This is a genomic window from Streptomyces albus subsp. albus (assembly GCF_000725885.1).
Lineage (GTDB): Bacteria > Actinomycetota > Actinomycetes > Streptomycetales > Streptomycetaceae > Streptomyces > Streptomyces albus.
Map to the genome: position 1 here is coordinate 76,818 of NZ_JODR01000022.1, position 13,854 is coordinate 90,671.

Annotated in this window: 12 protein-coding genes and 1 pseudogene; 5 read left to right on the forward strand and 8 right to left on the reverse strand. The window is 70.0% G+C overall.

Translation table 11 applies throughout. The annotated features are described in order from the left end of the window. Positions 1–110: 110 nt before the first annotated feature. Both IO40_RS0124625 and IO40_RS0124630 read right to left on the reverse strand, forming a co-directional pair. Positions 111–680 (reverse strand): TetR/AcrR family transcriptional regulator, encoded by a 570-nt coding sequence (locus IO40_RS0124625; RefSeq protein ID WP_016471339.1) that lies wholly within the window; start codon positions 678–680, stop codon positions 111–113. Between the two features lie 66 nt (positions 681–746). Next, on the reverse strand, positions 747–1,637 hold the full coding sequence (locus IO40_RS0124630; protein WP_016471340.1) for a helix-turn-helix transcriptional regulator: 891 nt from the start codon (positions 1,635–1,637) through the stop codon (positions 747–749). 254 nt (positions 1,638–1,891) lie between these two features. Here IO40_RS0124630 and IO40_RS0124635 point away from each other — a divergent pair, with 254 nt between their 5' ends. After that, complete coding sequence (locus IO40_RS0124635; protein ID WP_016471341.1) at positions 1,892–2,590, forward strand: type 1 glutamine amidotransferase domain-containing protein; 699 nt, start codon at positions 1,892–1,894, stop codon at positions 2,588–2,590. A 134-nt stretch (positions 2,591–2,724) separates the two neighbouring features. Here the strand turns inward: IO40_RS0124635 and IO40_RS0124640 are convergent, their stop codons facing one another. The 5 genes and pseudogenes from IO40_RS0124640 to IO40_RS34025 form a co-directional block, all read right to left on the reverse strand. Then, positions 2,725–3,408 carry an alpha/beta fold hydrolase gene (locus IO40_RS0124640; RefSeq protein WP_016471342.1) on the reverse strand — a complete coding sequence of 228 codons (684 nt, stop codon included), beginning with the start codon at positions 3,406–3,408 and terminating at the stop codon, positions 2,725–2,727. Further along, on the reverse strand, positions 3,408–3,764 hold the full coding sequence (locus IO40_RS0124645; protein ID WP_016471343.1) for a hypothetical protein: 357 nt from the start codon (positions 3,762–3,764) through the stop codon (positions 3,408–3,410). The genes IO40_RS0124640 and IO40_RS0124645 overlap by 1 nt, the downstream gene beginning before the upstream one ends. Then, entirely contained in the window at positions 3,761–4,621 is an 861-nt protein-coding gene (locus IO40_RS38995; protein WP_234336578.1) for a Rid family hydrolase, read from the reverse strand. Before IO40_RS38995 ends, IO40_RS0124645 begins: the two co-directional genes overlap by 4 nt. Positions 4,622–4,623: 2 nt before the next feature. Beyond that, positions 4,624–6,147 (reverse strand): monooxygenase, encoded by a 1,524-nt coding sequence (locus IO40_RS0124660; RefSeq protein WP_030405602.1) that lies wholly within the window; start codon positions 6,145–6,147, stop codon positions 4,624–4,626. Positions 6,148–6,445: 298 nt separating this feature from the next. Then, a pseudogene (locus tag IO40_RS34025) lies at positions 6,446–7,299 on the reverse strand (NAD(P)H-binding protein). Positions 7,300–7,457: 158 nt separating this feature from the next. On the opposite strand from IO40_RS34025, the gene IO40_RS0124670 reads away from it, so the two are divergent. Further along, positions 7,458–8,060, forward strand: coding sequence for a TetR/AcrR family transcriptional regulator (locus tag IO40_RS0124670; RefSeq protein ID WP_016471347.1), 603 nt, complete (start codon positions 7,458–7,460; stop codon positions 8,058–8,060). A gap of 191 nt (positions 8,061–8,251) precedes the next feature. On the opposite strand, the gene IO40_RS0124675 is transcribed toward IO40_RS0124670, so the two are convergent. Continuing rightward, on the reverse strand, positions 8,252–9,628 hold the full coding sequence (locus IO40_RS0124675; protein WP_030405603.1) for an amidase: 1,377 nt from the start codon (positions 9,626–9,628) through the stop codon (positions 8,252–8,254). Between the two features lie 1,083 nt (positions 9,629–10,711). On the opposite strand from IO40_RS0124675, the gene IO40_RS0124685 reads away from it, so the two are divergent. The 3 genes from IO40_RS0124685 to IO40_RS0124690 all read left to right on the forward strand — a co-directional run bounded on the left by IO40_RS0124685 (position 10,712) and on the right by IO40_RS0124690 (position 13,527). After that, complete coding sequence (locus IO40_RS0124685; RefSeq protein WP_030405604.1) at positions 10,712–11,113, forward strand: hypothetical protein; 402 nt, start codon at positions 10,712–10,714, stop codon at positions 11,111–11,113. 562 nt (positions 11,114–11,675) lie between these two features. Then, the gene (locus IO40_RS37740) at positions 11,676–12,251 is read left to right on the forward strand and encodes an SMI1/KNR4 family protein (RefSeq protein ID WP_157846449.1); all 576 of its coding nucleotides are present in this window, start codon (positions 11,676–11,678) and stop codon (positions 12,249–12,251) included. 733 nt (positions 12,252–12,984) lie between these two features. Beyond that, positions 12,985–13,527, forward strand: coding sequence for a class I SAM-dependent DNA methyltransferase (locus IO40_RS0124690; protein WP_016471352.1), 543 nt, complete (start codon positions 12,985–12,987; stop codon positions 13,525–13,527). The last annotated feature ends 327 nt before the right edge of the window (positions 13,528–13,854 follow it).

Below are 13,854 nucleotides of genomic sequence, written 5' to 3' on the forward strand. Positions count from 1 at the left end.
GCGCGAACAGCAGTGCGTCCACGACGGCAAGCGGAAGGAGTGCGACCCAGCGGGCCGCAACGGTGCGCTGCATGAGATCACCCCCTCTCTGCGGCGAACGGTCCCCGGCCTCAGTAGTGCCGGAGCCCGTCGGACAGTGTCCGGGCCCACGGGGCATCCACCTCGTGGGTGCCGAGGGCGGTCACAAGATGACACAGCATGCCCACGGCGAAGAATCGCTGGACGTCGGCCTCCGGTGCGCCGGAAACCCCTCGTACGTACTCGACCAGACGCGCGTAACCGCTGCGCACCACCTCGCGGACGGCCGGCTCGGAGGCTGCCGCGCACTGCGCGTGGAGCTGGAGCAGCAGCAGGTCGCGGTCCGAGATGAGTTCCGCGTACGCGTTGCCCATTGCGTCCAGGACCTCCTGTGCGGAACTCCCCTTGGCCGCGGCGGCCCCGTCGCCCAAGCTCTCGCGTACCCGCTCGAAACAGTGCTCCACCACCGCCACGAACAGCGCCTCCTTGTCGGGGAAGAGCCGGTAGACGTACGCCTGTGAGATGCCGGCTCGCTGCGCCACGTCCGTGGTCCTCGTACCGAAGTAGCCCCGGTCCGCGAACGCGCTGACCGCGGTCTCGAGGACTGTCCTCCGCCGTTCGTCGGCGGTCGAGAGCTGGCGCTGTGAGGTGGCTTTCGGCATGTGAGTAATAAACCACTCACAGATGGGGCCGTCAAGTGGGCCACCGGTAGGCGGGGTTCACCCGGGTCAGTCCTGCTCCCGGGCCGTGCCGGTCCGGGGTGCGGGTGCTCCGGTGCCGGTGAGGGTCCACATGGCCAGGATGTCGAGTGCCTGTGCGGACGACGAGCCGGGCTCCGCGGTGTAGACGAAGAGAGTCGTGTCGGGGTCTCCCGGCAGGATCAGCGTCTCGTACTCCACCGTCAGCTCGCCGACCAGGGTGTGGTGGAGGCGTTTGGAGCCGTGGGTGCGCTGGTGCACCCGGTGCTTCTCCCACCAGTGGTCGAATTCCGTACTCTTTCCGCGCAGCTTCGCGATGAGATCGTTCGTGGCTCGGTCGTCCGGGTCCCGTCCCGCCTCCAGGCGCAGGCTTTCCACGGCGGCCCGTGCCTGGTCCTCCCAGTCGGCGAACAAGGACCGGGCCTCCTCGCTGAGGAACATCCAGCGCGCGTAGTTGCGGTGCCGGACGGGCAGCTGGTCGAAATCCGTGAACAGCGCCTTCGCCATCCGGGTGGCCGCCAGGACGTCGCTGCGGCGGCCGAGGACCAGGACGGGTGCACCGTCGAAGGCGTCGATGAGCCGGCGGAGACCGGGGCGGAGCCGTTGGACGCTTCGACTGCGACGCCGTGACGGCGCGTCCGTCACCCCGACGAGGCCGTGCACGTAGGCGCGTCCCGCCTCGTCGAGGCCCAGGGCGCGGCAGAGTGCGTCCACGACCCCCGGCGACGGGGTGATCGGACGACCTTGTTCGAGCCGGGTGTAGTAGTCGGTCGACACACCTGCCAGGCGGGCGACCTCTTCACGGCGCAGGCCCGGAACACGCCGCGTACGGCTGTCAGGCGGCAGACCGGCCTGCTCGGGATCCACCTGACCACGCGCCTTCCGCAGAAAGCTCCCCAGCTCACGGTTGTTGTCGGCCATACCCGTCAGTGTCGCCGACGCGGGTGTTCTCCCGCCTGGCCCTCTCAGTCCTGGTCTGCCGGGTCCGCTGTCGCGCAGGGCCTGCTATGGGCGCCCGCGAGGGCTGGTGGCAGGCCATGCTGAACGTACGTCCTCGGGGCGGGCGAGCGGGAACGCAGTGATTCCCCCGCCGCAATCGCGTAATGCCTGACCAACCGTTTTCCCGGGCAAGCTGCCGCCTGCCCGGGACGGTTTTCCACGGAAAAGGAACTCCTATGAGCAAGGGCAAGGTTCTCATCGTCATGTCGGCCGCCGACGTCTGGGAGCGCACCGACGGATCGACGTACCCGACGGGTTACTGGGCGGAGGAGCTGGCGGCTCCGCACGAGAAATTCGTGGAGGCCGGTTACACGGTCGATTTCGCTTCCCCGGGCGGGGTGCTGCAGCCGCTGGACGAGCACAGCGCCGACCCCGCGCTGGCGGGGGAGGAGTGCGGTCACTACGTGGCACACGCCCGAAAGGCACTGGAGGAGTTCGGCCCGCTGCTGAAGCTCGCCGATATCGACATCGACGACTACGCCGCGGTGGTGCTGCCCGGCGGCCACGGCCCGGTTGTCGACCTCTTCCAGGACGCCGACCTGGGCCGTCTGCTGGCCGAGGCCGACAGGGAGAGCAAGCCCATCGGCGCGGTCTGCCACGGTCCGGCCGCACTGCTGAGCGCCCGGGACGAGGACGGCAACTGGCTCTTCACCGGCCGCAGGATGACCGCGTTCACCGACGAGGAGGAGCACCAGTTCGGCACCGCCGAGGGCGCTCCGTGGCTGCTCGCCTCCCGGCTCCGGGAGCTGGGCGGAGTCCACGTCGCAGGGGCCGCGTACCAGCAGCACAACATCGTCGACGGCAACCTCTTCACCGGCCAGAACCCCGCCTCCAGCGCCAGGCTGGCGGAGGACATGATCGCCGCGCTGCGCTGACGCACCACCAGGCGCACGCAGGTGGCCCCTCACCGTGCGAGGGGCCACCTTTGTGCGCCACGAGCCCGTCACGCCGAAGCATCGTCCAGGAGGACGCGGACGCCGAGGGGAAAGCGACGCACGGCGACAACTGCTCAGCTTGTGCTGCCGAGCACCGCGACCACACGCTCGGGGTCGCTGATGGGCGCCAGATGGGCGGCGCCTTCGACCGTCAGGAGGCGGGCCCCGCGCTGCAGCGCCGTATGCGCCGCATCGGCGAAGAGGGGAGAACCTCCCAGCCGTATGTACGTCGCCGGCGGGGGAGGGTGGCCGGACACGGGCTGCGGCAGGGGTTCCTCGTGGGTGGCCCGGCTCAGCGGCCGGGCCCGCGCGGTCACCCACTCCAGATCGGCCGCCGACAGCCCCATGGTCTCGAAGCCGAGGGGAGGAATCAGCCATGCCTCCCGCTCCGGCCGCAGAGCGGCAGCGGCGTCGCACGCGTCGCGCAGGACGGGCTGGAGGTCGAAGGCCGACTGGCCGGGCGAGGGTAAGTACGCGTCCAGATACACGAGTCGCCGGATGCGCTGCGGTCGCTCGTGTCCGGCTCCGGAGATGACCATGCCTCCGTAGCTGTGGCCCACGAGGACCACGTCGGTGAGAGCGTGCTCGTCGATCAGGGCGACGATCTCGGCGATGTGGGTGCGCAACCCGACACGGGGTCCTGCCGGGGCGAGCGAGGGACACAGGACGGTGTGGCCCGACGCACGCAGCCCGGGAGCGACCCGTTCCCAGGCCCAGCCGCCGAGCCAGGAACCGTGCACGAGAACGAAGGTGGCCATCACCCCTCCTGCTCGGCCCTGGCAGCCCAGGAGGAGCGGATGTCCCGCAGAATCCACTTCAGCCGGTCGTCCGGGATCAGGAACCCGCCGACTCCGGACGAGAACAGCACGTCGTACACGCGCTGGGACGCCTCGGTGAGCCGCTGCGCGAAATCCTCGTCGTTCTCCGGTTCCGCGGGCAGCAGGATGACGATGGTGTCGTCCCGCTGTTCCACCGCCTCGACGGCGAAGTCCTCGCGCGGCTCGTGGCCTGACTCCTCGCACAGCACCGCCTTCGGGTCGGAGATGAGCCTCTCCCGGTAGGCGCTGTCGTTGACGAGTCGCAGCGTGTGGAGGGTGCCGGCGTCATGGTTCATGATTGCTCCGCGTCGTATGCCGTATCGGTGCCGGTCCGGGCCCCGAGGAAACTCCGGCGCATGGCCAGCAGTTCGGTCTTGAGGCGTTCGGGCAGCAGCCAGACGAAGTTGTCCCCGCTGCGCCACAGATCCATGAGGTTCACGGGCTCACTGCGGTCCGGCTCGTCGGGCCGTTTCGCGGGTGGGAGGACGTAGTACAGCGTGTCCCGTTTCTGCAGTCTCACCTGCACCTTGACTCCCGGGGGCACGTGCACCCCCATCGAGGCCAGCGCCTCCAGGGGCTCGCGCTCCAGCCGTGCGGCGAAGGACGGGTCCTCCCATGCACGGCGGGTGAGTGCCGTCTCGAAATCCGGGTCTTCGCCCGTGCGGGATGCCGTGCGGCCCTGGTGGGGCTCGTGTGCCTTGGCGGGCTCGCCCGCTGCGGCGTCTTCGGCCGGTACGGCCCGGTCGTGGCTCCCTCCTGCGGGGAGCGCGGCGACCACCCGGACCTCCAGGAGGAATTCCGGTGCGAAGAGTGCGGACACGCCCACCAGCGTGCTCGCAGGTGTCTTCGTGACTCCGGCCCGCAGCGGCCCGAAGATCGCGGGCAGCAGCTCGGGGGAGTGGCCGACGACGTAGACGGTCTCCTCGACGATGTCGTCGCGGGTGGCGCCGACCGAGGCGAGCGCGGCGTCGAGGTTGCGGGCGATCTGCGCCGCCTGCGCCCCGTGGTCGCCGACCCCCACGGGCCGGCCCTGTGCGTCCCAGGCGACCTGCCCGGAGAGATGCACGAGCCGCATCCCGTCGACGGTGACGACCTGGGTGATCTGGTCGGACGGGTTGTGCACGGACGGCGGACTGACGCGGTTCACAGGCATGTTCAGCCCCTTTCCGAGGGCGTACCGGCCCAGGCGGTCAGCGCCCGGACCCGTTCGTCGCGGCGCGCGCCGCCGTCGGTGGTACGGGTGGCCCACGCGACGTGGCCGTCGGGGCGTACGAGCACCTCGGTCACCCCGTCGAGGTCAGGGTGCTCGTCGTACTTGTCGACGGTGACGGCCGTGACCCGCGAGCCCCAGCCCGTCTCGACGGCCTCCCGAAGGGACGGGCCCTCGGCCGGAGCGAGCAGGACGAAGCGGCCTCGGGCGAGGAGTTCGTACACCCGCGTCGCCTCCGACCCGGCGGCGGTCAGCCCGACATCGGGCATCCGCCGCCCCACCAGCGGGTCGGCGTCCGGGTCCGCCGGTGGGTAGAGGGTGCCGAGCGCGGAGACCTGATCGGCGAGCCGGCGGTTGACCTCGGCCATGCCCAGCAGCTCGTCGAGGAGCTTGCGCAGGGCCGCGGCCGGGCGCTGGTACTGCGGGACCAGCGTCAGCTCCGCCAGCAGGGTCTGGACCTCGGTGTTCTCGGTCACCGACTGGCCGACCGGCCGACGCTCCCCGTCGTAACTGTCCAGCAGACCGGGCGGGGCCCAGCCGTTCACCGCGGCGGCCAGCTTCCACCCCAGGTTCATGGCGTCCTGGAGCCCCGTGTTGAGCCCCTGGCCCGCCGCGGGGAAGTGGATGTGGGCGGCGTCGCCCGCCAGCAGTATCCGCCCCGAACGGTAGCTCTCCGCGAGCCGCGTGGCGTTGCCGAAACGCGACAGCCAGCGGGGCTCGGCGATCCCGCAGTCGGAGCCGGCGATCCGGGTGAGCGACGTACGGAACTCCTCCAGGGTGACGGGCTCCCGGGCCGGGACCCGTATCCGCTCCGGATCCAGGCAGACGAACCGGGTGAGCCCTCCCTCCAGCGGCGCGATGATCACGCCGCGGGACCGCGCCGCGTCCAGGGCGCCGGGCTCCGGGGTGACGACCGCGAAGTCCCCGAGCATCCCGGTCAGGGTCTCGTCCGTGCCGGGGAAGTCGATCCCCGCGGCCCGCCGCACGATGCTGCGCCCGCCGTCGCAGCCGACCGCGTAGAGGCCGCGTACGGTCTCGGTGCCGCCGCCGGGAACGCGCGTCTCCACCTCGACCCCGTCGCCGTCCTGGGCCACGCCGAGAGTCTCGTGTCCCCGGCTGATCTCCACCCCCAGTTCGTGCGCCCGCTCCTCCAGGATCGCCTCGGTACGTGCCTGGGGCAGGAAGAGGGTGTAGCCGTGCCGGGAGTCGAGGGCGCTGAAGTCCAGTTGGGTGCGCAGCCCCGCGAAGTGCCAGCCCGGCACGGTCCTGCCGAGCTCGAGGAACCGGTCCAGCAGCCCCCTCTGGTCCATCAGTTCCACGCTGCGCGGGTGCAGGCTCAGCGCCCGTGAATTGCGTTGCGGTTCCGTGCGGCGTTCCAGGACGCGGGTCCGTACGCCCGCCAGTGCCAGCTCGCAGGCGAGCATCAGCCCGGTCGGGCCCGCGCCAACGATGATCACGTCGGGGTTCATCGGTGATGTCCTCCCATATTTAGTGAACGGTGTTCACGTGAACAGTGTTCAGTATAGGGAGACCCACGAGCACGCCGTCAAGCCGACCTGAGACCGGCCCACCGGGCTCGCCCCAGGACGGGTGGCGACAGGAGGGCAAAGGGGAGTCCCCCCCGGGGGAGGGCGCCGACGAGCGAAGGGCCCCCGCGGATGCGGGGGCCCTTCGTCGTGCTGCGACTGCTTCTGAATGCCTGGTCGGCGGCCCGGAGGCGACCTCCTCCTACTCGACGATCACCGGTCCGGCGACCGGTAAGGGGCGTCAGATGCCGATCTCGGCTGCGAGCCGGTCCTCGGCGGTACGGGGCGCACGGCCGAGGAGTTCGGCCAGCAGAGGGTCGGCTTCGGCGAACCAGCCCGCGCGGGCCGCCTGATGCCAGGTGAGCAAGTGCCGGGCCACCTGCTCCGGCACACCGGCCGCGACCTGGTCGGCGACCCACCGTTTGCCGTTCACGACGACGCGTTCGACAGTACGACCGGTGAGGTCGCAGGCGATCTTGGCGAAGTCGTCGAAGGTGAGGGCGGTCGGCGCGGTGAGGGTGACGGGGCCGTCGAAGGAGCGGTCACCGGCGAGGATGATCGCCGTGGCTTCGGCTATGTCGTCGCGGTCGGTGTACGGTACGGGGCCGTCTTCCGGCTGGGCGATCACACCGGTCCGCTGCCACGGGCCGAGAAGGTGATCGAGTGGCCCGTAGGCGCCGTTGCGCAGTGCGGTCCAGGCGACTCCGGAGTCGCCGAGGATCGCCTCGGTGGCGATGTGGATGTCCGACGGCCGGTACGGATTACCGGGGACGGCGCCCTGCTGGCTCGTGTAGAGGATCCGCCCGGCGCTGGCTGCGACCGCGGCCTCGACGGCATTGCGGTGCAGGCCGACCATGTCGGCGGCCGGGTCGTTGCCGGAGATCAGAAGGACCTGCTCGGCACCGGCGAAGGAGTCACGCAGCGCGGCCGGGTCCTCGTAGGAGCCCTGCCGCACGCGTACGCCGCGGTCGGCGAAGTGCTGCGCCTTGGCGGTGTCGCGACGCTGACCCCGATCCGGTCGGCGGGTATGCGCTTGAGGAGGTGCTCGACGATGGCGCCGCCCAGCCCGCCGGTGGCGCCGGTGACAACGATCATGTGCTCGACCTTTCCGAGCGCCCACGGTGTCCGTCTCGGTGGTGGGCGGCAGTCGTAAATTGACCATGCGGGTCAGCTTTCTCCGTCTGCGGCCGTAGGTAAACTGACTGCGCGAGTCAAGTTACGGCGGTGAGTGAGAAAAGAGGACGGTGAGGGCCATGGCCGGTGCGGCATCTTCGAAAACCCGGCTGCGCGCCGACGCCCGGCGCAATTCCGAGCAGATCCGCTCCGCCGCGATCGGGGCCTTCCAGGGGCAGGGCCTGACGGTGCCCCTGGAGGAGGTCGCCAAGGCGGCGGGGGTGAGCAAGGCTACGATCTTCAACCGGTTCGGCGGGCGGATCGGCCTCATCGAAGCCGTCATCGAAGAGGTCGTGGCGAGTGCGCTGTTCGCCGTCATCGACCGCACGCGGAGCATCGACGACATCGACGAGCGGATCGCGTACTACTTCACCGCGATCCGCGACCTCCAGTACCGCCAGCCCGCCTTCAACGACGTCCTGCTGCAGACATATCCGCACTCGCAGCAGCTCATGGAGATCTGCCGGGTCGGAAGCGAGGCCAACGAAGAACTCATCGCAGCGGCGCGGACCTCCGGCGCGCTGCGGCCGGAGTTCACGGCGGGCGACCTCCACGCACTCGTCGTCGACAACGCCCTCGCCCTCAAACACGGAGAGCGCCCTCCCCGCGCCGACTACGACCGCCGCACCAGCTACCTCTTGGACGGAATCCGCGGTCCCTCGGCCGCACCCGGCGAACACTGACGGCCCCCTCGCCCCGATCCCGCCTGTCCCTCTGCGGACCAGACCCTGACCACGTCTCCGTCAAGCTCCGTGTCCGCCGGCACGGCCGTTCGCTGACCTGCGTCCGGGATGACGACGTCTCCCTGGCGAGGCCGGCGAACGGCGGCAGCGCCCGGCCTCCGGAGCGAACCCTCCGCGGGTGAAACGTCTCCTCAGAAGGCGGGGCGGCGGTCGCGGACAGGGCTGACTGCCTCCAGGCGCTCCGCGAGGCCGAGGACGAGGTCGTCGGCCCACCAGCGGCTGACCAACTGGATGCCGAGAGGCAGGCCGTCGTCCGTGGCCCCGAAGGGGAGCGCGACGGCGGGCAGGCCGGTCAGGTTGAACGGTACGGTCGCGCGCATCACCGCCCGCGCCGGCAGGGAGACACCGTTCACGTCGATGCGGCTGAGGCCATGAGGCGGCGCGGGGAAGGGCGTCACGGGGCACAGCAGGACGTCATGGTCGGCGAACCAGGCGGCGCATCGCATCCGCAGGTGCTCCACCTCCTGTTCGGCGGCGATGTAGTCGGCCAGCGGAACCTCGGGGGACTCCAGCGTCGCCGCGACGACCGGGTGCACCGCCCCCTCGCGGCCGGAAGTGACGGCGCGCAGGGCGGGCCGTACCTCTGCGGGGAACAGCGTCGCCGACAGCAGGGTGCAGTCCCGCTCGGCGAGCCATGGAAGCTCGCTCTCCCGGACGTCGTGCCCCAACTCGGTCAGCGCCGTGGCCGCCGCGGCGACCGTGGCGGCGACCTGTCGATCGACCGGGCCGAACGCCGAGGCGGTCCAGCCGATGCGAAGCCGGCCCTTGCCGCGGGTGCGGTCTGCGGCGGGCAGCGCCACGGCGTAGGGGTCGCTGCCGTCGGGCCCCTCCATGAGGGAGAGTGCCAGGCGCAGGTCGCGCACGCTGCGGGCCATGGGGCCGGCGTGCCACCAGCGGCGCGGTACGGCGGGGAAGTGGCCGGTCATCGGCACCCTGCCGTGGGTGGGTTTGATCGAGGCGATCCCCGTGTCGGCGGCGGGCCCGCGCACGGAGATGGCGACGTCGCTCCCGATACCGAGTGGCGAGAGCCCGCTTGCGATGGCCGCCGACTCACCGCCGCTGGAGCCCCCGGGAGTGCGCTGGGGATCGTAAGGGTTCAGGGACCTGCCGGCCAGGCGGTTGTCCGTTTCGGTCCAGTAGGACATCTCCGGCAGGTTCGTCTTGGCCAGCAGGATGCCGCCGGCCTGCCGAAGGCGGGCCACTGGGGTGGCATCGGTCTCAGGCACCCGGTCGGCGAAGAGCTTCGACCCCCAGGTGGTGGGGGCGCCCGCGGTGTCGAAGGAGTCCTTGACGGTGAAGGGGACCCCGCTGAGCGGGCCACCGGCCGGTTGCGCCGCGGCGTGCAGAGCCTGCTCGCCGAGCACGGTCACGAAGGCGTTCACCCGGTCTCCGACGGCCTCGATCCGGTCGAGATGGGCGGCCACCACCTCGACGGCGCTCACCGTACCCGCCGAGACCAGACTCGCGAGGCCCACCGCGTCCTGCCATACGAGATCGCTCGGCTCCATCGGCTCCGGGGCCCCTTCCCTCTCGACAGACACCTTGTGCCCGTCCGCGCAACTCACCCTACGGGGGCGGCTTCACACCCTTTCAGGCCAGGTGCGAAGAGCACCGCGCACAGGATGAGCAGAACGCAAACCTACTCGGATGACAGGAGGCCATCCCCAATCAACGCGTGGAGAGTATTCGTGGGGGCCGCGCCCGTCAAGCGACGTCGAGCAGAAGCTTTCCGGTGACACCCTTCTCCAGTACCGCGTGGTCGTCGGCGGCCTGCTCCGGCGTTAAGCGGTGCAACGGCAGTCCGGCAACCTCGCCCAGGCAGGGCACGCCCGTGTCCAGAGCATCTGGGTCCCGGCTCCTGCTGCGTGCCGCCGCATTGCAACCGTGAGGCTTCTGCGGCCCATTGCGCGAGCGCCGCCAGGTGCTCCCGCGTTCGTAGTCGGCCCAAGGTGGCCGCGATCCGGGTGGGCGGGACGTGCCGTGGTCGGCACCGGTGACGGGCGCGGAGAGCAAGGACGCATTGCTCCCACGGCTACGGCCGGTCCGGATCAGCAGCCGTCTGCTGGTTGTGCTTCAGCGAGGTCAGCCCCTCGGGGGATCTGCCCGTGCAACTGTGCCCGGATCAGGCTGGTTCCGGCCGATGCGACCTTGCGCAGCAAGGTCTCGACAGCGGCGGACAGCGGGTCGAGTTGCGTGGCGGGGGGAGGCCACCGGCCGCCGTGCTGCCTGCTCTTCGCGCGGGCTCGAACTGAGCCCGACGCACCCGCTCCGGGACCGGCCGTCGCGAAGCGCTGCTCGGAGATACGTCGCACGCGCGGCTGAGCACGCTCCTTGGCCCGCTTCACGAACCAGTCACGCTACCCAGCATGAGAAGGCCGGACAGCTGGACATGGAAGTTGAGTGGCCCCTCACCAGGATTGATACGGCCAGTCTGTGGCCTACTGCGAAAGTTGTACGGGTCCGCGCACTACCGTTCTGGGCTGAGACGAAGTCCGAACCGTGACGGGATGTCTCGATCTTCGCGGCAGCGGCATCCTCGGCGAAGCACAGCACCGGAAAGATCAGACCGTGATCACGGCAGGGGGAACAGCATGGTCAAGTTCCGATCGCTCATCGCTTCGATGGTGGCAGCAACCGCTCTCACCACCGGGTTCGTCGGCAGTGCCGCAGCCGCTGAGCAGAGCTCCGTGTCCGCTCAGGGCAGCAAGTGCGCGACCGTGTGGGCGAGCAACGGCAAGGGCTCGGTCCACGTCTGCTGGAACTGGCACAAGAACTCGAGGGGCACCTACGACGGCACTTACAGGGGCAAGTTCTACGACTACGCCAAGGACGGCAGGTGGGTGATCCTCCAGGCAAGGTGGGCCGGACGGGGCTGGACGCCGGTGAAAACCGCAGCCAACGGGGAGTCGTTCTCCGCCGACTTCTACGGCATCAGCGGACTCAACTTCCGGGCCTGTCTGACCGGCGGCTACTGCGGCAGCCCGGCATCGTGACCCGTGCTTGACAGCTGGTGAAGGAGTCTCACTGGCACGATGTGATTCCTTCGTCAGCGGCCCGGCGCCGTACAGGGCGGCCGGCGTGGCGACGCGTCGGCCGCCCTTGTTGCCCCACTCGTCATCGGCCGTGGATCGCCCGCAAACGGGCCGGCAGGACAGGCGTCCGCACACTGCTGCCGTCCATACCTCCACCGCTCGGCGATCCGACTCAAACCGCGGGGCTTCAGTCCGCATGAAACTCCGGACCTTCTTGTCATCGCTCGTCTTGCCGCTCTCAACCCCCGCGTCCACCGGCGCAGCGCCGACCGTCGGACCACCTGCGTCCACGCGGGCACGCCGGCCGGAAGCCCGGCGGCGCCGATCACCTCCGCGCGGGGCGGAGGCGGCGCAGACCATTTCCTCGAAGTACCGCCGGTGGACGTGCCGGGAGAGCCTGCGGATGATGGGGACCCCGCGTACGCGCCGCAGCTCCGGGCAGCAACGACGTCAGTCAGGGACAGGCTTCTGTCAAGCGCCTCCCGCCGTCGCCGGCCTGCCCATGGATCAGACAAGGTTCGAAATGCGACAGACTTCCCTCGCTCACTGGGCGGAGATCGACAGATGGTTGGCCACGTACGCTCCTGCCAGCCGTGCGGTCTTGCTTCCTCCCGCGTCTGCGGAGGATGTTTTCCAACTGGGACAAGCCGTCGGTGTCGAACTTTCCGGTGAACTTGTACAGCTCTACGCTCTGCACAACGGGGTCGCCCAGGCCGAAGCTGACGTGCGAGCATATTTCTACCCCAAGAATTATCGCCCCCTTCCGGCCCAGGAAGCCATCCAACGACATCAGATACTGTCCGATCTTCTTGCTGGCGCCGACGACGAAATGGTCGGGTATTGGTGGCACCCCTTGTGGGTCCCCATTGCCGACCATGTGACCGCTGACGCACTGTTCATCGACTATCGCCCGGGCCCGTCCTTCGGGCAAGTGGGAACTTTCGATCACGAAGACAGTGCCAAAATCAAATGGAGCAGCCTCAGTGACTTCTTCGCATCGATGCGCAAACAGCTCGAAGGAACAGAGGAAAGTCGCTACAAGCCTACGATCGTTGACGACTCCCTGATCTGGCGACCGCCGGTGAAAAAACGCATCTGAATCGTGTCTGCAACGGGGCGCCCCGCGACCCTTTCCGTATTGGTGTGCCTCCGTGCCGCAGGCACAGTCCCGGACCAGTGGCCGGTCCTCGCCGCTGCCCTCTGCCCGGTCTTTGCCGGCCGTATCCACGCCGCCCCGTTCCACGACGAGACCGGACAGCGGGTCTGCGCCCGGACTTCGTGGCCTACGCCACTCAACCGCGGCTCAGCATCGCCCGGATCGTCTCCGCAGCGAGCCGCACGGTCGGCACGGACACGTGCGCACCATCCGGATCCTGGCAGTCGGCGCACCTCACGCTACGGCCCCGTACGACGGAGCAGGCCCGGACGGCGCCGGCCGTTTCCGAGGTGCCGGTGAAGACCCGCGAGGCGGTGTGCCCCGACTACCGCGCCGCGCTCGCCGCACATCGGGCCGTCACGCCCTCCGCAGCGGATCGACCCGGACATGGTGGCGGCTGTCGAACAGCAGACGTGCTCGATGCGCGAACTCAGCGCCGGGCGTTCCAGGAGCCGGACGGGGTGCGGCGTCGCGCCGGCCTCGTTCGAGCAGAACACGTGCCGAGCGCCGCCGCCATGCCGCGGTGAGCGAGACGGCCGTGCTGCAACGGGCCCGTGCTGAGCGCGCCGCCCGGCGGACCGGGGCGCGGGCCGACGCCCCAGCCGGAACAGTGGAGTGCTGGTGAGCCCGCGGGCCGGGGCGGGCAAGGCGGTTGCACTGTGCGAGGGTGTCCCTCATGGCGTGGGACGGTGAGGAGTATCAGGCCCGGTTCGACGGTATCGCCGCCCGGGGCGGCGATGTGCACGGCGAGGCCACGCTGGTGCGTGCCCTGGGCCCGTCCAGTGTCCTCGACGCGGGGTGCGGTACGGGCCGGGTGGCGATCGAGCTGGCGCGGCACGGGATCGATGTGGTGGGCGTGGACGTCGACGCGTCGATGCTGGCCACCGCTCGGCGCCTCGCGCCCGACCTTCCCTGGCATTTGAGTGACCTGGCCGAACTCGACCTCGGCAGGTCCTTCGACGTGGTGGTGATGGCCGGCAACGTCCCCCTGTTCACCCCGGCGGGGACGGAACCGGCTCTGGTCGCCGGGGTGGCGGCGCATGTCCGGTCGGGCGGCTGCTTGGTAGCGGGCTTCTCCCTGGACCGCGGCTACAGCCTGGACGACTACGACGCACACTGCGCCGCGGCGGGCCTCGCGCTCGAGGCGCGGTACGCGACATGGTCCCGTGATCCGTACATGGGCGGAACGTACGCGGTCTCGATCCACCGACGCTCTTGACCTCCGAAGGCGTCTCCGGGCCGGCCCGTGCGGCCGGCGAAATGGGGCAGGGCGGAGTGCTACGTCGTGCCCCGAGCCGCGAGGGCGCGGCAACGTGGTACGGCGCGTGGTTCGAGTACGGGTGGACGACCCCGTGAAAGCACCCCAGGAGACTGTCTGTCTCAGTGCTGCCGCCTTGCGGAGGAACTGGAAGCTGGCCACCATCCACGAGCATTGGTCCCGCGCATCCGGTGGCAGGTGAAGCCGGTTCCCTGACTGAAGAGTCATGCGGTGGCTGCTGTTCGGCGTCCCTAGCGGGCGACGAACATCTTGCCTTGCCCTGTTGCG